18 protein-coding genes are annotated in these 19,033 nt (G+C 65.2%); 6 read left to right on the top strand and 12 right to left on the bottom strand.

Annotation, left to right across the window (positions count from 1 at the left end; all coding sequences use genetic code 11):
• Positions 1 to 2 precede the first annotated feature (2 nt).
• Together WJU21_RS09285 and WJU21_RS09280 are read right to left on the bottom strand one after the other, a co-directional pair.
• On the bottom strand, positions 3 to 245 hold the full coding sequence (locus tag WJU21_RS09285; RefSeq protein ID WP_346323124.1) for a DUF2312 domain-containing protein: 243 nt from the start codon (positions 243 to 245) through the stop codon (positions 3 to 5).
• Between the two features lie 68 nt (positions 246 to 313).
• The gene (locus tag WJU21_RS09280; protein WP_346323123.1) at positions 314 to 1,147 is read right to left on the bottom strand and encodes a beta-1,6-N-acetylglucosaminyltransferase; all 834 of its coding nucleotides are present in this window, start codon (positions 1,145 to 1,147) and stop codon (positions 314 to 316) included.
• A gap of 143 nt (positions 1,148 to 1,290) precedes the next feature.
• On the opposite strand from WJU21_RS09280, the gene pyk reads away from it, so the two are divergent.
• Positions 1,291 to 2,715 (top strand): pyruvate kinase, encoded by a 1,425-nt coding sequence (pyk, locus tag WJU21_RS09275; RefSeq protein ID WP_346323122.1) that lies wholly within the window; start codon positions 1,291 to 1,293, stop codon positions 2,713 to 2,715.
• Positions 2,716 to 2,784: 69 nt separating this feature from the next.
• On the opposite strand, the gene ykgO is transcribed toward pyk, so the two are convergent.
• The 3 genes from ykgO to WJU21_RS09260 form a co-directional block, all read right to left on the bottom strand.
• The gene (gene ykgO, locus WJU21_RS09270) at positions 2,785 to 2,910 is read right to left on the bottom strand and encodes a type B 50S ribosomal protein L36 (protein ID WP_346323121.1); all 126 of its coding nucleotides are present in this window, start codon (positions 2,908 to 2,910) and stop codon (positions 2,785 to 2,787) included.
• 100 nt (positions 2,911 to 3,010) lie between these two features.
• Complete coding sequence (locus tag WJU21_RS09265; RefSeq protein WP_346323120.1) at positions 3,011 to 3,511, bottom strand: hypothetical protein; 501 nt, start codon at positions 3,509 to 3,511, stop codon at positions 3,011 to 3,013.
• A gap of 79 nt (positions 3,512 to 3,590) precedes the next feature.
• Positions 3,591 to 5,000 carry a coniferyl aldehyde dehydrogenase gene (locus tag WJU21_RS09260; protein ID WP_346323119.1) on the bottom strand — a complete coding sequence of 470 codons (1,410 nt, stop codon included), beginning with the start codon at positions 4,998 to 5,000 and terminating at the stop codon, positions 3,591 to 3,593.
• A gap of 135 nt (positions 5,001 to 5,135) precedes the next feature.
• Here WJU21_RS09260 and WJU21_RS09255 point away from each other — a divergent pair, with 135 nt between their 5' ends.
• Positions 5,136 to 5,579 (top strand): thioesterase family protein, encoded by a 444-nt coding sequence (locus tag WJU21_RS09255; protein WP_346323118.1) that lies wholly within the window; start codon positions 5,136 to 5,138, stop codon positions 5,577 to 5,579.
• Here the strand turns inward: WJU21_RS09255 and WJU21_RS09250 are convergent.
• Both WJU21_RS09250 and WJU21_RS09245 read right to left on the bottom strand, forming a co-directional pair.
• A complete protein-coding gene (locus tag WJU21_RS09250; RefSeq protein ID WP_346323117.1) occupies positions 5,569 to 6,177 on the bottom strand; it encodes a 2-hydroxychromene-2-carboxylate isomerase in 609 nt (202 codons plus the stop codon). The genes WJU21_RS09255 and WJU21_RS09250 overlap by 11 nt on opposite strands.
• Positions 6,174 to 7,421 carry an MFS transporter gene (locus tag WJU21_RS09245; protein ID WP_346323116.1) on the bottom strand — a complete coding sequence of 416 codons (1,248 nt, stop codon included), beginning with the start codon at positions 7,419 to 7,421 and terminating at the stop codon, positions 6,174 to 6,176. The genes WJU21_RS09250 and WJU21_RS09245 overlap by 4 nt, the downstream gene beginning before the upstream one ends.
• A 96-nt stretch (positions 7,422 to 7,517) precedes the next feature.
• On the opposite strand from WJU21_RS09245, the gene WJU21_RS09240 reads away from it, so the two are divergent.
• On the top strand, positions 7,518 to 7,979 hold the full coding sequence (locus tag WJU21_RS09240; protein WP_346323115.1) for a MaoC/PaaZ C-terminal domain-containing protein: 462 nt from the start codon (positions 7,518 to 7,520) through the stop codon (positions 7,977 to 7,979).
• Positions 7,980 to 7,989: 10 nt separating this feature from the next.
• Here the strand turns inward: WJU21_RS09240 and WJU21_RS09235 are convergent, their stop codons facing one another.
• Positions 7,990 to 8,514, bottom strand: coding sequence for an arsenate reductase ArsC (locus WJU21_RS09235; RefSeq protein WP_346323114.1), 525 nt, complete (start codon positions 8,512 to 8,514; stop codon positions 7,990 to 7,992).
• Positions 8,515 to 8,760: 246 nt separating this feature from the next.
• Here WJU21_RS09235 and WJU21_RS09230 point away from each other — a divergent pair, with 246 nt between their 5' ends.
• The 3 genes from WJU21_RS09230 to WJU21_RS09220 are packed head-to-tail and all read left to right on the top strand — an operon-like array spanning position 8,761 to position 13,792.
• A complete protein-coding gene (locus WJU21_RS09230) occupies positions 8,761 to 11,334 on the top strand; it encodes a PAS domain S-box protein (protein ID WP_346323113.1) in 2,574 nt (857 codons plus the stop codon).
• Entirely contained in the window at positions 11,331 to 11,723 is a 393-nt protein-coding gene (locus WJU21_RS09225; RefSeq protein ID WP_346323112.1) for a response regulator, read from the top strand. Before WJU21_RS09230 ends, WJU21_RS09225 begins: the two co-directional genes overlap by 4 nt.
• A complete protein-coding gene (locus WJU21_RS09220) occupies positions 11,720 to 13,792 on the top strand; it encodes a response regulator (RefSeq protein ID WP_346323111.1) in 2,073 nt (690 codons plus the stop codon). The genes WJU21_RS09225 and WJU21_RS09220 overlap by 4 nt, the downstream gene beginning before the upstream one ends.
• 4 nt (positions 13,793 to 13,796) lie before the next feature.
• Here the strand turns inward: WJU21_RS09220 and WJU21_RS09215 are convergent, their stop codons facing one another.
• The 4 genes from WJU21_RS09215 to WJU21_RS09200 form a co-directional block, all read right to left on the bottom strand.
• The gene (locus WJU21_RS09215) at positions 13,797 to 15,464 is read right to left on the bottom strand and encodes an amidohydrolase family protein (RefSeq protein WP_346323110.1); all 1,668 of its coding nucleotides are present in this window, start codon (positions 15,462 to 15,464) and stop codon (positions 13,797 to 13,799) included.
• 99 nt (positions 15,465 to 15,563) lie between these two features.
• Positions 15,564 to 16,925 carry an NAD-dependent succinate-semialdehyde dehydrogenase gene (locus tag WJU21_RS09210; RefSeq protein ID WP_346323487.1) on the bottom strand — a complete coding sequence of 454 codons (1,362 nt, stop codon included), beginning with the start codon at positions 16,923 to 16,925 and terminating at the stop codon, positions 15,564 to 15,566.
• A gap of 25 nt (positions 16,926 to 16,950) precedes the next feature.
• On the bottom strand, positions 16,951 to 18,075 hold the full coding sequence (locus tag WJU21_RS09205; RefSeq protein WP_346323109.1) for a class I SAM-dependent methyltransferase: 1,125 nt from the start codon (positions 18,073 to 18,075) through the stop codon (positions 16,951 to 16,953).
• A gap of 40 nt (positions 18,076 to 18,115) precedes the next feature.
• Positions 18,116 to 19,012: an MBL fold metallo-hydrolase gene (locus WJU21_RS09200; RefSeq protein ID WP_346323108.1), complete on the bottom strand. Its 897-nt coding sequence runs from the start codon at positions 19,010 to 19,012 to the stop codon at positions 18,116 to 18,118.
• Between the last annotated feature and the right edge of the window lie 21 nt (positions 19,013 to 19,033).

Here is a 19,033-nt window from a genome sequence, read left to right as displayed (position 1 = left end):
AATTACCCCTCGATGGCGCTCATATAGAGGTCAAGCAGCGCCTCCAGCTCCTGACGATCGCCCCGTTCCATCTTGCGCAGGCGAATCACCTGACGCATGACTTTGGGGTCGAAACCGTTGCCCTTCGCTTCGGCATAGACATCGCGAATATCATCGGCGAGGCCCTTCTTCTCTTCTTCCAGACGCTCGATCCGCTCGATCAGCGACTTCAGTTGACCCGCCGCGATACCGCCGACATCGGCCATGAAACGCTCCCTGTTACTGTCTGTTCCGGTCCAGCGGGAACTTAGCGGCTATGATCTGGAATGCAAGCTCAGGGGGCGATGCGCGCGGCAAGTTCGCGGATGATCGAGGCGTCCACCGCCGGATCGAACTTGCGGGCGAAGAATGCGCCCGATGCGTCCACCGTGGGCAGGTCATCCCGCTGCAGCACGACGGGATGGGCCCTGCCGGCAAAGCGGTAGTAGCGCTTGTTGTCCTTGACCAGCGTATGGCGGAACGGGCTGGCCATGATCATCTGCTGTGACAGGAGCTCGTCCGAGGCGAAGGTGACGGGAAGCGTGGACCAGCCGGCGTCGCGCGCGCCGGTGCGGGCAACCCAGTCGCAGAACGGCCGGCTCAGCATCACCCATTGCGAGCCGTAATAGCGAACCCGGCCGCGGTGGAGGAGCGTCATCGGCACGGGAAGCCGCCGTGTTCGCCCCGCCCCCTCATAGGTGATCCAGCGCACGCGCCGCTGGATCACGCCGCGCAGCGGATTGTCGAGTTCGCTGATCTGACGGCAATCGATGTAATTGGCCCCCGGACGTGCGGCGAGGAAGGTCCGCAGTTCGTCGATGGGACGCAGCGGCATGTCCTGACCACTCAGATTGATCAGGTAGTCCCAGTCAAGTCCGCTTGCGCACAGATCCCTGATTGCGTCGAGCAGGATGCGGGACATGCTCCATCCGCCCCAATATATGGTGCGGGACGGCAACAGCCGGGCGCTCAGGCGGTCGCGCAGCCGCCGCGCCGTGTCGTGGACAGCGGCGTCGGCCTTCCGGTCGATGTGCAGCACCACCGAATCGCGCGGATCGGACAGCAGATGCGCCAGATCCTCGACCTGCTGCGGATTTCGGTGCGCGGCAATGAAAAAGGCTAGTTTCAAGAGGCCTCAACGGGAATTTTCTCGGTATATTAACGGTTTGCGCCGCGCCGCGCGATGGTTGGATCGGGCTTTTCGCGCGTGGTCCTGAAGCTGGCGGTATGGTACTTCGGAAGCCGACGTTCGCCCAGAGAGGAACTGCCGCAATGCGCCGGTCACGCAGCATCCGAATCATCGCCACACTTGGCCCCGCCAGCAGCACACCGGAGATGATCGACGCGCTCTATCGGGCCGGCGCGGACGTGTTCCGCCTCAACATGAGCCACGGCGACCATGGCCAGATCGCGGCGCTCTACCAGGCCGTCCGCGAGGTCGAAGCGGCCGCCGGGCAGCCGATCGGCGTGCTTGCCGACCTGCAAGGCCCCAAATTCCGCATCGGCGGCCTGGCCGCGGGACCGGTGATGCTGCGCGAAGGCGACAGGTTCCTGCTGGACCGGGACCCGTCGCCTGGCGGCAAGCAGCGCGCCCAGCTTCCCCATCCGGAGATATTCGCCGCCCTCGAGCCCGGCCAGCGGCTGTTGCTGGACGACGGCAAGATCCGGCTGAAGGTCCTCGAATCCGGCGTGGACACGGCGGTGACCTTGGTCGAAGTCGGTGGTGCGTTGTCCGATCGCAAGGGCGTCAACCTGCCCGAGGCTGTCCTGCCGCTGCCGCCGCTGACCGAAAAGGACAAGCGCGACCTGGAGTTCGTGCTGGGCCTGGGCGTCGACTGGATCGCCCAGTCCTTCGTGCAGACCGCCGCGGATGTGGCCGCCGCCCGCGATCTGGTCGCCGGCCGCGCCGGACTGCTGGCCAAGATCGAAAAGCCCCAGGCGTTGAAGGAGATCGACGCCATCACCGAAATCGTCGACGCGATCATGGTGGCGCGGGGCGATCTGGGCGTGGAGATGCCGGTCGAGGATGTCCCCGGGGCGCAGAAGACGATCATCGATGCCGCCCGCCGGCGCGGCAAGCTGGTGGTGGTCGCCACACAGATGCTCGAATCGATGGTGAAGTCCCCGGTGCCGACGCGCGCCGAGGTGTCGGACGTGGCCAACGCGGTGTTCGAGGGCGCCGACGCGGTCATGCTGTCGGCGGAATCGGCAGCGGGCGAGTACCCCATCGCCGCGGTCGAGGTGATGAACCGGGTTGGCACCAAGGTCGAGCAGGACCCGCACTACCGCACCTATATCGATTCGGTGCGGCCGATTCCCGAGGCGACCAGCGCCGACGCCATCACCACCGCCGCGCGTCAGGTGGTGCAGACCATCAACGCGGCGGCCATCGTCACCTACACCACGTCCGGCTCTACCGCGTTGCGCGCGGCGCGCGAGCGCCCTGCCGTGCCGATCGTGGCGCTGACGCCCCGGCAGGATACGGCGAGACGGCTGACGCTGGGCTGGGGATTGCACAGCGTCATCGGCGAGGACGCCAGCAATTTCAGCGAAATGGTCGGCAAGGCCCGCCGGGTCGCCAAACAGCAGGGCTTTGCCCGCACCGGCGACTATATCGTTGTCACTGCGGGCGAGCCGTTCGGGACGCCGGGCCGCACGAACGTGCTGCGGATCGCCCGGGTGCTGGAGGACGACTGAACCACGCCCCAAAGAAAAAGGGCCGCGTCTTGTGGACGCGGCCCCTAAATTCTTCGCCTGCGGCTGGATTCAGCCCTGGCGTGCCTTATAGCGGCGCTGCGTCTTGTTGATGACGTAGACGCGGCCCTTGCGGCGGATGACGCGGCAGTCGCGGTGACGCAACTTCAGCGACTTGAGTGAGTTCTTGACTTTCATTGTACTGCTCCGGACCGCGTTGCGGCTGAATTCGAGGCGCGGACCATATGAGCGGCATCCTGCATTGTCAACACGCAGAAAACGCCGCATGCACGAATCGTCATTGCGGGGCGTTTTCTTCGGTGAAGCCGTCGTTCGAGGCGCTGACGACGACCACGGCGCCGATGCCCAGCGCCAGCGCCATGAGACCATAGGTCCACCACGCCGAAGGTTCGCCTTCGTTGCGATAAGCGAGGCGCTGCTCGGTCTCGCGCATGCTCAGACCGTTGACCATGAGATCCTCGAACCCGTCGGGCGTGAACTTCAGATCGGCCATCGCCATCAGGTTGCGCCTTGTGTCGACATAATTGGTCGAGACGCTGTCGGGCATGCGGGCGGCCAGATTGAAGCCGTACTTCACATCGGACTTGCGCAGGTGGGCCGGGCCGCCGAACGGAATTCTCAGATAGGCCATCCCGGCCACCTCGTCCTGGCCCAGCACGCCAGCCAGGGCGTTTTCCTGCTGCGCGTAGAGGTGCCGCCACTCCTGGGCGAAGGACGGCATGGTCTGGGCCGCGACCAGCGCGAAGGCGGTGGCCATGAGAGCGGTCTTCCGCAGCATGAAGTACTCCGATTCCGGCGGTTGAGCCGCCGATAATACCTGTTTTCCCAAGCCTGTCATCCGCTTGAGACGCAATGAATCAGCTGCCGATCAGAAACCGGGCGATTCGCTCGATGCGCGGGCCGAACGGAGGCCAGGCGGCCTTGTTGAAGGCGATGCGTCCCTGTTCCATCACCGAACGCGCATGACTGAAGGTGCGGAACCCGGCCTCGCCGTGGTAGGCGCCCATGCCGCTGGCCCCCACGCCGCCAAATGGCAGGTCCTCGATCGCCACATGCAGCATGGTGTCGTTGATGGTGACGCCGCCCGACAGGGTGCGGTCCAGCACGGTTTGCTTCTCATCGTTGTCGTTGGTGAAGTGATACAGCGCCAGTGGCCGCTCCCGGGCATTGATGTAGTCGATCACGTCGCCGATGGAACGGTAGGACCTGATCGGCAGCACCGGGCCGAACACCTCCTCGCGCATCACCGCCATGTCGTCGTTTGCCTGCAGGATCAGGGTCGGGGCGATTTTGCGCCGGTTGTCCAGCGCCTCGCCCATCGGGTTGATCTCGATTACTTCCGCGCCCTTGTCCCGCGCGTCGGCGATCAGGTGGCAGAGGCGGTCATAGTGATGCTCGCTGGCGATGGCGCTGTAGTCCTCGTTGGCGGCCAGCGTCGGGTACATGGTGGCGGCCTGACGGGCGAATGCATGGGCGAAGGCATCCACGCGCTGCTCCGGCACGAAGCCGTAGTCCGGGGCGATGCAGGTCTGGCCGGCATTGATCAGCTTGCCGAAGGCGATGGCGCCCGCCGCCTTGGCCATGTCGTAGCCCTCGCCGATAATCACGGGAGATTTGCCGCCCAGTTCCAGCGTGACGGGCACCAGGTTCTCGGCGGCAGCCCGCATCACCAACCTGCCGGTGGCCGCCGATCCGGTGAACATCAGGTGGTCGAACTTCTGGCGCGAGAATGCGGCCGCGACCTCCGGACCGCCGGTAACCACGCTCACGCAATCCTCGTCGAACGTCGCGGCCAGCAGTTCCTTCATCAGTGCCGAGGCGCCCGGGGTCATCTCCGACGGCTTCAGCATCACCCGGTTGCCGGCGGCAAGAGCCTGCCCCAGCGGCACGAGGCACAGCTTGTAGGGATAGTTCCAGGTGGCCATGATTCCGATCACGCCGAGCGGCTGGTACTGCACATAGGCTTTCGCCAGCGGGTGCTGCAGCCGGTTGATCGGTACGGGGCGCTGCTTCATCCAGCGGGCCAGGTGCTTGCGGGTGTGCCGCAGCACCATCAGGGAACCCAGCGCCTCGGCAAGCAGGGTTTCGTGGCGGCTTCTGTGGCCGAAATCCTCCATGAGCACTTCGGCCATCCGCCGGTGATTCTGCTGGATCAGATCATCCAGCGCGCGCAATTGCTCAAGCCGCTCGGCAAGTTTCGGCGCTCCTTTTTCCAGGAACGCGCGGCGCTGTTTTTCAACGGCTACACCAATCCGACGCTCGAACAACCTGGCACTCCCGAATGGCAAGTCAGAGATGTATTCCGATACATTGCCGAATTCTAGCAGATGCGAGTGTGTGGCAAACTCATAACTGCCACACCCTGCATTGCAGGAACGCCGCACTTCGTTAAAAGTGTCCGGATGGCACGCACCGATTTCAGGTTCCACCACCGGATTCGCACCCGCTATGCGGAGGTCGACGCGCAGGGCGTCGTGTTCAACGCCCACTACCTGACCTATTTCGACGTCGCGCATACCGAGTATATGCGCGCCACCGGCTACGACTATAAGGACGAGGTGGCGCGCTCGGGCCTCGACTTCCATCTGGTCAGATCGCTGGTCGAATACCGCCAGCCGCTGGTCTTCGATCAGGAGATCGATGTATGCGTGCGCGCCGCCCGAGTGGGACGCACCAGCATCACCAACCTGTTCGAGATCCACGCCGCGGGCGCCGACGATCTGCTGGCGTCGGGCGAGACCGTGATGGTCTGTGCCGACATGGTCACCCGCCGGCCCGTGCCGGTGATGCCCTCCTTCCTCGAGGCCATGCGCCGGATCGAGGGCGAGGCGCTGGCTAGCGGCTGAGCCGTTCGAACGCCGCGCGCACCAGCGGCAGCCGGTCGTTGCCGAAATACATGTCGGTGCCGCCCACGAACATGGTGGGCGAGCCGAAGCCGCCGCGGTCGATCACGTCCTGGGTGTTGGCCTTGAGCCGGTCCTTGATGTCCTGCCGCGCGATACCGTCGAAGAATCGGGTCCGGTCCAGGCCGGTCTCCGCCACGATTCCGGCCAGCACCGAATCGTCGCTGATGTCGAGGTTCTCGCCCCAATAGGCGTGAAACACCCGAGACGCGAAGGGTACGAGCCTGCCCTCCTCGGCGGCGACGAGGCAGCCGCGCATGGCCTTCACGCTGTTGATCGGGAAGATCGACGGCCAGTTGATCTCGATGCCGGCCAGCCGCGCCCAGTCATACAGGTCCTTGCGCGAATAGGCCGCCTTGGCCGGCACGGGGTTCTCCCGGTTGCGGTAGACGCTGTCATTCACCGAGTTGAAGATGCCGCCGACAAGGATGGGCTTCCAGTCGATGTCGACCCTGAACTCGGCGGCGATCGGCTGGATGTTGAGGAAGCCCAGATAGGTCCACGGGCTGGAGCAATCGAAGAAGAACTCGAACCTGATCATGGCGCCTGCTCCTGTAGTTGGGGCCGATCCCAATATTTATAGACCACGAGCCAGACCAGTATGGCGCTCGATCCCAGATAGGCCGCGCACAGCGAGGCCAGCAGGCTGACCGACGCGCCGTGGTCGAAGGCAAGGCCCATCACATACGGCGACAGGGCCGTGGCCAGCATGCCGAAGCTGCTCATGATGGCGCGGGCCGTGCCCACATGGCGCGGGCCGTACATCTCGGTCCAGAACGCGGCGCCGACCGGGATGCCGAAGCCCAGGGTGACGCCCGACAGGCCAAGATAGAGCCAGGCGGCGATCGGGTGGCTGGTGACGGCAAGCGCGATCATGCCCGCCATGAAGGGCAGCGTGTTCCAGGCGATCATCTTGCGGGCGCCCAGCCTGTCGACCAGCGGTCCCGCTACGATCGAACACAGGAAGGCAACGGCGGCAAAGGCGATGAACGCCTTGGGCTGGAGACCCATCGGCCAGTCCTGCAGCCGGGCCACATGCTGCTGGTGGAAGATGAACCCGGTCAGGATGAACGGCATGGTCATGGCCGAGGGAAACATCAGGAAGAAGCGCACATCGCGCAGCAGCACGCGCCGCGCCCAGCCGTTTTTCTGGCTGGCGGCGTGCTGGCCCTCCTCGTTGTCGCGCAGGAACGCCTCGTGCCGCTCCTTGTGGCCGACCAGCAGCCACAGCATCATCGGGATCAGCGTGACCGTGAGAAACAGGGCGTTGTAATACCAGGCGTCGCGCCAGCCAAAATTGCTGTTGAGCGTCTTGGCCATCACCGGAAAGGTCGCCTGGGCCAGCGCCATGCCGAACGAGGCGACCGAGATCGCCTTGCCGCGCTCCTTGTCGAAATAGCGCGCCATGGAGGTGAACGAGGCATGCATCATCAGCCCTTGCCCCGAGATGCGCAGCAGGAAGAACGCCAGCATCAGGGTGGGGATCGAATTGGCGGTCGACATGGTGAAGCAGCCGGCGATCAGGGTGACGCAGATCAGCAGGGTGAAGGTGCGCAGGTCCACATCGTCGATCTTGCGCCCGGCCCACATCATCAGCAGCCCGGCCATGCCGGTGGCCAGCGAGAACAGCAGGCCGATGTCGCCGTGGCTCAGGTCGAACGATTGCCGCACCGAATCCGTATAGGGACCGAAATAGTAGGTCTGCCCGAAGCCGGAGAAGAACAGCATCATGAACCCGTAGGCCAGAAAGCGCGGGTTTGACAGGATGAAGGCCAGGTAATTCATCGGGCGCCCCTCCCCGTGGGCGCGGTCATTGTGGCATCGTCGACAAACAGTCTAAATAGGTTGGCAACAGGCTAGCTGCATGGAAAGGCGAAGGCCATGGCCGAATGGCGGTATTTCGAGGATCTGGCGGTGGGCGAGACGGTTGAGTCCGAGCCCTTCACGCTGGAGCGGCGAGAAATGATCGCCTTCGCCTCGCGGTACGATCCGCAATATTTCCACAATGACGAGGCGCTTGCCGCCGACCATCCGGTATTCCAGGGGATTACCGCCAGCGGCATCTACACCACGGCAATCTGGCGGCTGCTCGATCACCAGGTATTCGGCGATGTGCACTGGGTTTGCGGCATCGGCTGGGACAAGGTCCGCTGGCGCAAGCCGCTGAAGCCTGGCGACCGCGTCCGCGCCTGGGCCGAGATTCTGGAAAAGCGGCCGTGGAAGAAGCGCGCCGATATCGGCCGCGTCACCATTCGCCATGAATTGCGCAACGACGCCGGCGAAGCCGTGTTCCACTTTCTAGGTGACAGTCTGGTCCACCGGCGCCCGAAGGACGGCACCTGATAAGGCCGCCTCAGGCCTTCCGGGCGGCGTGCGCGGCCGACATCTCGTCCACCTTGTCTTCCAGGCTGAGCCGGTCCAGCGATTGGTGGGGCAGGCTGACGAAGGTGGACAACAGGGCGTGGATGTCCTTGTAGGTCTCGGCGAACTCGGCGGCGATTTCGGCCTCGCCATGGTCGCCAGTGTCGAAGCGCGACGGATCCGGAAACGTCCAGTGCGCGGTCACCGGCTTGCCGGGCCATTGAGGCGTGATCTCGCCTGCCGCGCTGTCACTCAGGGTAATGATGAAGTCGAAGGCCTGGGCGCCGGGCGCATTGAATTCCTCGATGGACTTGGAGCGCAGCTCCTCGACCGGGTAATGCATCTGGCGCAGCAGGTTGAGCGCATACGGGTCGATCGACCCTTTGGGCTTGGTGCCGGCGCTGTATCCCTTGAATTTGCCCTGCCCCAGTTTGTTCAGGACAGCCTCGGCGATAATGCTGCGCGCGGCGTTCCGCGTGCACAGGAACAGGACGTCGTATACACCGTCTTTGGGCATGGTGACCTCATGGCACAATAGTGGCGTGCCGCCCGTGCGGCAGCCATCCGTGGCGGTAATGGTTCTGAAACCCGCGCACCAATTCCAGTGAATTTTTTCTGACAGGGTATTCGCGGGGGGCCGCGCCGGCCGAATCTTTAGATAGGCAGCAGGCCTGTAAGACGTAATGATGAGCGGGATTGTACGAGGCCGCACGATGGGGATGGCGCCAGCCAGCGTAAATGATCCGGGGACGGGCACGCTATGATGGCGGCGCCACATCCACCTGATGAATCCGCCCGGCTGGAAGCGCTGCGCCGCTACGGGGTGCTTGATACCCCGCCGGAACAGGCGTTCGACGATCTGACGGCGCTGGCCGCCCGGATTTGCGCCGCGCCCATGGCCATGGTGTCGCTGGTCGACGCGACGCGTCAATGGCTCAAGTCCAGTGTCGGCGTCCCCTATGCCAGCGCGCCGCGCGACACCGCCCTTTGCGCATATGCGATTCTCGGCCGCGACGTGTTCGTGGTGCCGGACATTGCCCAGGACGTCAGGTTTGCCAGCCCGCCGGCGGGGCCTGATGCAGGCATCCGCTTTTATGCCGGTGCGCCGTTGATCACCGGTGACGGCCATGCGCTGGGCACCCTGTGCGTCGCCGACCGCGTGCCACGCCAGATCGATGATGGGCAGCGTGCCGCGTTGCTGGCGCTGGGACGCCAGGTCATGGCCCAGCTCGAGCTCCACCGGCATTTTGGCGACATGGCGGGGTCGCGTCTGGCGGCGATTGTCGAATCCTCGAACGACGCCATCCTGGCCAAGGATATGAACAGCATCGTCACCGACTGGAACGAGGGCGCCGAGCGGCTGTTCGGCTACAAGGCGCACGAGATCGTCGGCAGCTCGGTACTGGCATTGATCCCGCCCAGCCATCGCGACGAGGAGGTCGCCGTCCTGCGCCGCATCCGCCGGGGCGAGCGCATCGACAATTTCACAACCACGCGGCTCACCCGGGATGGCAGGACCATCGACGTGTCGATCACGGCGTCACCGGTGAAAAGCCCCGATGGGCAGATGATCGGCGCCTCGATCATCGCCCGCGACATCACGGCCCAGATAGCCCATGAGCGGGAACTCGAGCGGGTGTCCCGCCTCCATGCGGCCCTGACGGAGGTCAACCAGGCCATCGTCGCGACCGGAAGCAGCGGCGAGCTGTGCGGCCGGATCTGCAGTGCGCTGGTGGAACTGGGCGGATTCCGCATGGCGTGGATTGGCTGGCGGAACGACGAGACCGGCAGTTTCACACCTGTCGCCCAGTGCGGCGACGATACCGGTCTGCTCGATTCGATCCAGGTGTTCGGCGACGACGGACCGCACACCGGCGAGAGTGACGGCTATCGGTTCCGCTTTACCGAACCGTTCGTCAGCAACGATTTGCTGGCGGATCCCGCCACCAGGCCGTGGTGGCCGGCGCTGGCGAAAAGCGGATTTCAGTCGGCGGCTACCTTTCCCATCTCGAGCCAGGGCGAAGTGTGCGCGGCGCTGTGCGTCTATGCGGAACAGAAGGATTTTTTCCACGACAAGGAAAGCGAGCTGCTGCGGGAGGCAGCCGGTGACATTTCGTTGGCGCTCGATGCCATGCACGCCGAGACCCAGCGCGAACGTGCCGCGGCCCTTGCCGAGAACGAACGCCGGTTCACGGAAATCCTGATCGAGAGCATGCCGGGAATTCTTTACTTCTATGACAGCAGCGGCCGGTTCGTGCGCTGGAACCGCAATTTCGAGACCGTCTCGGGCTATGGGCACGACGAAATCGCGCTGATGCATCCGCTGGATTTTTTCGATACCGACGATTCGGCGCGCGTGGGCGAGCGCATTTCCGAGGTATTCAGCGAAGGCGATTCCTTCGTCGAGGCGGCGTTCCTCTCCAAGGATGGCCGCAGAACGCCCTATTACTTCACCGGGCGGCACGTGACCTACAATGGACGGGATTGCCTGGTGGGCGTGGGAATCGACATTTCGGAGCGAAAGAGTGCCGAGCAGGCGCTGCGCGATCTTAACGAGACGCTCGAGCAGAAGGTGGCCGAGCGCACCGGCGAACTGGAGGTCGCGCTGGTCAGGGCGGAGTCGGCGGACAGGATCAAGTCCGCGTTTCTCGCCACCATGTCGCACGAATTGCGCACGCCGCTCAATTCCATCATCGGCTTTACCGGCATCCTCGCCCAGGGACTGGCGGGGCCGCTCAACGACGAGCAGGCCAAGCAGCTGGGCATGGTCCGGAGCAGCGCGCGTCACCTGCTGGCGCTGATCAACGACGTGCTGGACATTTCCAAGATCGAGGCCGGCCAGCTTGAAGTGCGCACGGAAAGGTTCGACCTGCCGGCGGTGCTTGAGAACGTGGTCGATACGATCCGCCCGTTCGCCGAGAAGAAGGGGCTGTCCCTGACCGCCAGCATTTCGCCGCGGCTGGGTGCCATGACCAGCGACCGGCGCCGGGTCGAGCAGATAATGCTCAACCTGCTGAACAATGCGGTCAAGTTTACCGAAACCGGAGGCGTGACCCTTGTGGCCGACCTTGCCGAGGGAGGCGCCGCCGGACCGGTCCTGACCATCCGGGTGCGGGACAGCGGCATCGGCATCGCGGCCGCCGACCTGGCGACGTTGTTCCAGCCGTTCCGGCAGATCGATACCGGCCTGGCGCGCCAGCACGAAGGCACCGGCCTCGGTCTGGCGATCTGTCGCCGTCTGGCGGCATTGCTGGGCGGCGACATCGCGGTCGACAGCGAGCCCGGCCGCGGCAGCGTGTTCTCTGTCGTTCTCCCGCTGGAAAGGAAAGCGCCGTGAGCCGAACTGTCCTGCTGATCGAGGACAATGAGCAGAATCGCTATCTGACCAGTTTCCTGCTGGTGCGGAATGGCTATGCGGTGTCCATGGCCGAGAACGGACTGAAAGGCATTGCTCTGGCCGCGGAAACGGTGCCGGACCTGATCCTGCTCGATATCCAGCTGCCCGGCATGGACGGACACCAGGTCGCCCGCGTCTTGCGCCAGATGCCGGCTTTGGACGCCACGCCCATCATCGCCGTCACCTCCTATGCGATGGTCGGTGACCGCGAGAAGTCGCTGGAGGCTGGGTGCGACGGTTATATCGAAAAGCCGATCAACCCGGAGACCTTCGTCGCCGAAATCGAACAGGTCGCACCGCCGGGCCGGGCCGGCACGAGGATTCCATGACCACGATCCTCGTCGTCGACGATAAGGAGGACAACCTCTACTACCTGAAGGCCCTGCTCGAGGGTGTGGGATACGACGTCGTTGCCGCCCGGCACGGTGCCGAGGCGCTGGTCCTGGCGCGGCAGTCCCTCCCTGACATCGTCGTGTCCGACCTGCTGATGCCGGTGATGGACGGCTATACGCTGCTGCGCCACTGGAAGGCGGATCCGCGCCTGAGCGCCGTGCCGTTCATCGTCTACACCGCCACCTACACGGAGGCCGACGACGAGACGCTGGCCATGGATCTGGGCGCGGACGCGTTCATCATGAAACCCGCCGAGCCGGAGGATTTCATCGCGACGCTGCGCCAAGTCGAATCCGGCCCGGCCCGGTCCGGCACGCCGCGCCCGAAAGAGCCGAAGGCCGACGAGGATTCCATCCTCAAGCTCTACAGCAAGACCCTGATCCGCAAGCTCGAGGAAAAGAGCCTTCAGCTTGAACAGACCAATCGGACGCTCGAGACGGACATTGCCGAGCGCAAGGCCGTCGAGGCGTCGCTGCGCGAAAGCGAGCAGCGATTCCGGCTGGTGGCCGAAACCATCGATGAGGTGTTCTGGATCACCGACCCGCCCAAATCCCGAATGATTTACGTCAGCCCGGCTTTCGAACGTATCTGGGGGCGCCCGTGCGAGGACCTCTACCAATCGCCGGCCCTGTGGCTCGACGCGGTCCACGAGGATGATCGTGAGCGGGTCGACGCCGCGGCGGCCGAACAGCACAGCGGCGCGACCTACGACGAGACCTATCGGATCCGCCGTCCGGACGGCACCCAGCGGTGGATTCACGACCGGGCGTTTCCGGTGCGCACGTCTTCCGGCGAAATCATCCAGATGGTCGGGATGGCCGAGGACATCACCGAGCGCCGCCAGCTGGAAGAGGAATTTCGCCAGGCCCAGAAGATGGAGGCCATCGGCCGGCTCGCCGGCGGCGTCGCGCACGATTTCAACAACATCCTGGCGGCCATCATGATGCAGGCCGAAATGGCCTGCATGGCGGAGGAACTGCCCGCTGAAGCCTCCGGCTATCTGGACGACATCCGCGGCGCGGCGGAACGGGCCGCCAACCTTACTCGCCAGTTGCTCGCCTTCAGCCGCCGCCAAGTGCTGCAGTCGCGGTCGCTCGATATCAACCGCGCGGTGACCAGTCTGGGCAGGATGCTGAACCGGTTGCTGGGCGACGACGTCCGGTTGCACCTGAAACTCCATGATGCGCCGCTGGCGGTACGGGCCGATGCGGGCATGCTGGACCAGGTGCTGCTCAATCTGGTGGTCAATGCCCGCGACGCGATGCCGTCGGGCGGCCGGATCACGGTGGCCACAAGGATCAGCGATGTGACAGCCGAGGATGCCGCCGGCATCGAAGGCGCGGTGGCCGGCCGCCACGTCCGCCTCAGCGTCGCCGACACCGGCATCGGTATCGCGCCCGACAACCTGACCCGCATCTTCGATCCGTTCTTCACGACCAAGGAAGCCGGGAAAGGCACCGGTCTTGGCCTTGCCACGGTGTTTGGCATCGTCCGCCAGCACGGCGGATGGGTGACGGTTGAAAGCCAGGTCGGCAAGGGCACCACATTCCATGTCTACCTGCCGTTCGCCGCGTCGGACACGGTGCCGGGCGAGAGCGCGGCGCCGGCGCCGGCGCCGACGGCTGCCGGTACGGAAAACATCCTGCTGGTCGAGGACGAGATCAGCGTGCGTGTCATCACGCGGGCGCTGCTCGAGCGGCAGGGCTATGCAGTTCACGAAGCGGCGAGCGGCGTGGAGGCGCTGGAGGTCTGGGAGCGGCGCGAGCGCCCGTTTTCCCTTCTGTTCACCGATCTGGTGATGCCCGAGGGCATCAACGGCCGCGAACTGGCGTCCAGGCTCCAGTCAAGGGACCCCAGGCTCAAGGTGATCTACACCAGCGGTTACAGCGGCGACGTCGCCGGACGCGAATTGTCGCTGCGCGAGGGCTGGAATTTCCTGCAGAAGCCGTATACGCGCCAGCGCCTGCTGGAAGCCGTACGCCGCGCCCTCGACGGCGCCGACTGATCCCTCAGACGATCAGCCCGGCCCGCGCGGCGGTGTAGCCGCCGTCCCGCACCGTCAACGCGCCGTTGACGATCACCGCGTCGATCCCGGTGGGGTGGCGGATATAGCGGTTGGCGTTGCCCGGCACATCGTGCACGAAGATCTCCTCGCCCCGGTCGATGGTAGCGGGATCGAACACCACCACGTCGGCCGCCATGCCCGGCTTCAGCAGGCCCCGGTCGCCGATGCCCCAGGCGTCGGCCACTTCCTTGGTCATTCGGTGGACGGCGCGCTCCAGACTCATGTCGCCCCGATCGCGGACATGGCGCGACAGCATGTAGCAGGTGTCGCCCGCGCCGCAGAACTGGGCGATGTGGGCGCCGGCGTCCGACGCGCCGACCAGGCAGGCCGGATGGTCGAGGATCTTCGCCACGAAATTCTCGTCGCCGTGGATGGCGCCGACCAGCTGGAACTCGGCGTCGAGATCGTCGCGCAGGGCGATGTCGATCATGGCGCGCGGCAGGGAAACGCCCAGTTCGCTGGCCACCTCGGCCAGCGGACGGTTCTCGAACCGCTTGTTGTCGGGGTGGCTGACGCGGCCCACCCGCAGATTGCCGAACGCGGCCATGATCTGGCCCGCGCTCATCTCCTTGACCAGGATTTCCTGGGTGGCCGGGTCGGAGAAGTACTCCAGCCGCGCGCTCAGACCCATTTTCAGTGCCTTGGCCCAGCTGGGCATGGACAACAGCAGGAACGAGTTCTCCGACAGTCTCATGTTCAGGTCGAAGGGCCGGGGCATGGACTGGCCATAGACGTTGGCGCCGCCCTCGCGCACGGCGGTCAGCCGGTCGAGCGAATCCTGCCACAGCGTCCCCATGGGGCTGTAGACGATGGGCGCCAAGGTGCACATGATCCCCGTCTCGCGGGAAATCTGCGCCAGTTCGTCGATGCACTCGATCTGTTTCACCGGATCGAGGAAGAACGGCACGGTCTGCATCACGCCGCGGCCGGTTTCCACCATGGCGCGGGCCAGCGCCAGCTTTTCGCGCATGTCGGCGTAGCGGCTGGGCACCGGCTTCATGTTCTCGTCCACGTCCACATAAGAGGTGGACAGGCCGATGGCGCCGGCCTCCATGGCCTGTTTCAGCAACCGGACCATCTCGGCGATTTCCGCGTCGGTGGCCGCCCGCTCCTGCGCCGCGTCGCCCATGACGTAGAGCCGCAGCACGGAATGACCGACCAGCGCGCCCACATTGATGCCCAGGCCCTGGCAGATATGGTCGAGATAGTCGGGGAAACTCTCCCACGACCACGGCACGCCGGCCTCGAAGGTGGCGTCGCCGATATCCTCGATCACTCGGAACATGGAGACCAGCTTCTGCGCCGCCGCCTTGTCGCGGATCGGCGCCACCGACAGCGAGCAATTGCCGATCACCACGGTGGTGCAGCCATGCTCCAGCGACGGCGTCGCCAGCCGGTCCCAGCACAGCTGCGGGTCGTAATGGGTGTGAATGTCGATGAAGCCCGGCGCGATCACCTTGCCGGCCGCGTCGATGGTCTGCTTCGCCTCGCCGGCGAAGCTGCCGACGGCCAGGATCCGGCCATCCGCGATGGCGACGTCGCCCGCGAACGGCTTGCCGCCCGATCCGTCGACGATCAACCCGTTCCTGATCACGATATCAGCCTGCGCCATCCCCGCGTCTCCCTAACGCTGTTACCATATGGTTACACACGATAGAGCCGCGTGATGCGGTGGTAAACGGGCAAAATGGCCTGTGGAGCGATTGCCGCCCTAAGCCACCACCACCGTCTTGATATTGGTGAACTCGCGGATGCCGAAGATGCCGAGCTCGCGGCCATAGCCGCTTTCCTTGACGCCGCCGAACGGCAGGCGGGGGTCGGACTTGACGAAGTCGTTGACGAAACAGACGCCGGCGTCGAAATGGTCGCGGGCGATGCGCTCGCCTCGCTTGCGGTCCTCGGTGAACACGGCCGCGCCCAGCCCATAGGGCGTGTCGTTGGCGATCGCCAGCGCATCGTCCTCGTTCCTGGCAGTCATGATCGACGCGACCGGTCCGAACAGCTCCTCGTCGAAGGCGGGCATGCCCTTCTCGACGCCGTTCAGGATGGTGGCGGGATAGAACGCGCCGGGCTCGTTGGGGATGGCGCCGCCCAGGATGTTGCGGGCGCCATCCTTCAGGCTGCGCTCGACCTGGCCGTGCAGCTCGTCGCGCAGATCGGCGCGGGCCAGTGCGCCCAGCGCCACCGACTCGTCCATGGGGTCGCCCATCTTGCGGGCCAGCATGCGCTCGGCCAGCTTTTCCTCGAACTGCTTGGCGACGCTGTCGACGACGATGAACCGCTTGGCGGCGATGCAGGCCTGGCCGGTGTTGAACAGCCGGCTCGCCGCACCCGCTTCGGCGGCCTTGTCCAGATCGGCATCTTCCAGCACCACGAATGGATCGCTGCCGCCCAACTCCAGCACGCTTTTCTTCAGGCACTCGCCCGCCACCGAGGCGATGGCCCGGCCTGCGGCGTTGCTGCCGGTCAGGGTGACCGCACGCACGGCGCCGTGCCTGATCACGCCCTCGACCATGGTGCTGGGAATCATCAATGTCTGGAACACGTCGTCCGGCAGGCCCGCCTCGCGCAGCGCCTCCTCGATGGCAAGCGCCGAGCCGGGCACGTTGGAGGCGTGTTTCAGCAGGGCCGCGTTGCCCGCCAGCAGGCTGGGGATGGCGAAGCGCAGCACCTGCCAGAACGGAAAGTTCCAGGGCATCACGGCCAGCACCACGCCCAGCGGGCGGAACGCCACGAACGCCTTGTGCGCATCGGTCCGGACAATGTCATCAGCCAGATAGGCCGGACCGTGCTCGGCATAATAGCGGCAGGCCCAGGCGCATTTCTCGATTTCGGCGCGTGCTTCCCGGATCGGCTTGCCCATCTCGGCGGTCATCAGCCGGGCGTAGCGCTCCTTGTTGGCCTCCAGCACGGCCGCGAGGCGCGGCAGCAGCGCGGCGCGATCGTCGATGGCGGTCGCCGCCCAGCCGGTGAAGGCGCGGCCCGCATTGTCGGCCATCTGGGTTACCTCGCCGGCACTGTGCTGCTGGTAGGTGGCGATCACGTCGCCGCTCGCCGGGTTGATGGCCTGCATCACGCTCATGGCTGGTTCCCTAGATCTAGTTCTTCACGCGCTCGAGCGGCGTGGTCCACAGATAGATAGTCCTCTCGCGCTTGTATGCACCGCCCGGCGTCACCTTGACAACGGTCTGGTGGCGGATGCCGGGAATGTCGAAATCGTGACTGACGATGCGCGATCCGGGCTTCATCCGGTCGAACTGGGGCAGCAGCTTGGCATTCATGGTCGGGCTCAGATAGAGCGTCACGACGTCGGCCTGGCTCAGATCGGCCTCGAACAGATTGCCCTCGCGCACCTCGATCTTCTTGCCGAGGCCCAGCGCCTTGATGCGCTCGCGCGATTCTTCCACCAGCCTGGGATTGATCTCGTAGCCGACCGCCTTCGCGCCGTATTTTCGCGCGGCCGCGATCAGGATACGGCCATCGCCCGATCCCAGGTCGTAGACGGTCTCGTGCGGCATCACGCGCGCCATCACCAGCATTTCCTCGGCGACCGGCTCGGGCGTCGGCACGAAGTTGATGCCGGCGGTATCGGGCCGGTCCACGGCCGTTGCCGCCGAGGCGGTCTTCAGCGGCGTGGTGTAGACATAGATCAGATGCTCGCGGCCGCCTTCGACCTCGGGCGCGAACCGGATCAGCTTCTCGGGCACATAGTCGCCCAGGCCCCAGTCGTGACTGACGATGCGTGCGCCGGGCTTCAGCCTTTCCAGCTGGGGCAGCAGCTTGCGGTTCAGGTCGCGGCTGAGCGACAAGGTGATGACGTCGGCGTCCTGCAGGTCAAGGGTCAGGATGTCGCGGCGCAGGAAGGTGACCTTGTTCTCCAGCCCGGCTTCCCGTGCCGCCGCCCGCGACTGTTCGACCAGCTTGGGGTCGAGTTCGAAGCCGTCCGCCCTGACGCCAAAGCTGAGCGCCGCCTTGATGACGATCCGGCCGTCGCCCGAGCCCAGGTCGTACAAAACGTCGCCGCGCTCGAGCTTGGCCGCCTCCAGCATGCGCTCGACCACGATCTGCGGCGTGGGCGCATAGGGAATGTCGGGCTTCTTGAAGGTCTCGGCCGCCACCGGCGTGCTTTGCTCCCGGTATTCGCGCCAGCCGCTCCAGCCATAGAAGCCGGCCGCCGCGAGAACGAGCACGACGAAGACCCCGCGCGACAGCGTCCGGGTCATGGTTCCGATCCCCGATGTGACGCGGTGTTCCGGAAGGGACCTACTCCTCGACGTCGAGCCGGTATGTGTCACCGTCACGCTTCAGGCGTCCGGCGGTGGGACTGGCGAAATGGGTGCCGATGATCAGTGTCGGCGTATCCGCATACCGCTCGAACACGTCGCGGCGGGTGCGGGTGGACTGGTCCGAATCGTAATCCACGGCGGCGGCCCATTCCGGCCGGGCGATCTGGCAGGGATGGTGCATGAAGTCGCCGGTGATCATCGCCGTCTCGCCTTTCGATTCTATCATCACGCTGACATGGCCGGGCGTGTGGCCGACTGTCGGAATCAGCCTGACCGCGTCTGTAATGATGTGGTCGGTGCCGACAAGGTCAACCAGCCCGGCCTCGAACACCGGCCGGACGGAATCGCCGAATACCTGGCCGGTCTCGAGCATGCCCTTGTCTCCGGCAGGCCGGGCATCGTCGGCGTCGGCCTCGCTCTTCCAGTAGGCGAATTCCTCGGCGCCCATCAGGTAGCGGGCGTTGGGGAAGGTCGGCACCCATTTGCCGTCCACCCACATGGTGTTCCAGCCCACATGGTCGATATGCAGATGGGTGCACAGCACAGTGTCGATGCTCTCGCGCGGGAAGCCGGCCTTCTCCAGATCCTGCAGGAACGGGCCCTGCATGTGGTTCCAGGCGTCGAATGCCCGGTCCTTGTCGTTGCCGACGCAGGTGTCGACCAGGATGCGCCGGCCGCCGGTCTCGACAATAAGGGCATGGATGCTCGCCAGCATCTTCAGGTCATGGGTGACGAAGTGGGGCTGCAGCCACTTGATGGGCTCGATCGCCTCGCGGGTGGCGGCCGGAATCAGGCCGCGCATGCCCGGCACACGGTCCAGTTCCGGTACCTTGGTGATGGTGACGTCGCCCACCGTCCACTTCATGAACTCCATCGCTCTCTCCTCGTTGCCCTG

Origin of the sequence: Emcibacter sp. SYSU 3D8 (assembly GCF_039655875.1) — a bacterium.
In the GTDB taxonomy this organism is placed as follows: Bacteria; Pseudomonadota; Alphaproteobacteria; order SMXS01; family SMXS01; genus RI-34.
This window is presented reverse-complemented; position numbering and strand designations above follow the sequence as displayed.

What these genes read in the sequence shown, in the direction of transcription:
- WJU21_RS09285 (WP_346323124.1), bottom strand. Translation starts at nt 245, where the DNA reads ATGGCCGATGTCGGCGGTATCGCGGCGGGTCAACTGAAGTCGCTGATC.
- pyk (WP_346323122.1), top strand. Translation starts at nt 1,291, where the DNA reads ATGCGCCGGTCACGCAGCATCCGAATCATCGCCACACTTGGCCCCGCC.
- ykgO (WP_346323121.1), bottom strand. Translation starts at nt 2,910, where the DNA reads ATGAAAGTCAAGAACTCACTCAAGTCGCTGAAGTTGCGTCACCGCGAC.
- WJU21_RS09265 (WP_346323120.1), bottom strand. Translation starts at nt 3,511, where the DNA reads ATGCTGCGGAAGACCGCTCTCATGGCCACCGCCTTCGCGCTGGTCGCG.
- WJU21_RS09255 (WP_346323118.1), top strand. Translation starts at nt 5,136, where the DNA reads ATGGCACGCACCGATTTCAGGTTCCACCACCGGATTCGCACCCGCTAT.
- WJU21_RS09250 (WP_346323117.1), bottom strand. Translation starts at nt 6,177, where the DNA reads ATGATCAGGTTCGAGTTCTTCTTCGATTGCTCCAGCCCGTGGACCTAT.
- WJU21_RS09245 (WP_346323116.1), bottom strand. Translation starts at nt 7,421, where the DNA reads ATGAATTACCTGGCCTTCATCCTGTCAAACCCGCGCTTTCTGGCCTAC.
- WJU21_RS09240 (WP_346323115.1), top strand. Translation starts at nt 7,518, where the DNA reads ATGGCCGAATGGCGGTATTTCGAGGATCTGGCGGTGGGCGAGACGGTT.
- WJU21_RS09235 (WP_346323114.1), bottom strand. Translation starts at nt 8,514, where the DNA reads ATGCCCAAAGACGGTGTATACGACGTCCTGTTCCTGTGCACGCGGAAC.
- WJU21_RS09230 (WP_346323113.1), top strand. Translation starts at nt 8,761, where the DNA reads ATGGCGGCGCCACATCCACCTGATGAATCCGCCCGGCTGGAAGCGCTG.
- WJU21_RS09220 (WP_346323111.1), top strand. Translation starts at nt 11,720, where the DNA reads ATGACCACGATCCTCGTCGTCGACGATAAGGAGGACAACCTCTACTAC.
- WJU21_RS09215 (WP_346323110.1), bottom strand. Translation starts at nt 15,464, where the DNA reads ATGGCGCAGGCTGATATCGTGATCAGGAACGGGTTGATCGTCGACGGA.
- WJU21_RS09210 (WP_346323487.1), bottom strand. Translation starts at nt 16,925, where the DNA reads ATGCAGGCCATCAACCCGGCGAGCGGCGACGTGATCGCCACCTACCAG.
- WJU21_RS09205 (WP_346323109.1), bottom strand. Translation starts at nt 18,075, where the DNA reads ATGACCCGGACGCTGTCGCGCGGGGTCTTCGTCGTGCTCGTTCTCGCG.
- WJU21_RS09200 (WP_346323108.1), bottom strand. Translation starts at nt 19,012, where the DNA reads ATGGAGTTCATGAAGTGGACGGTGGGCGACGTCACCATCACCAAGGTA.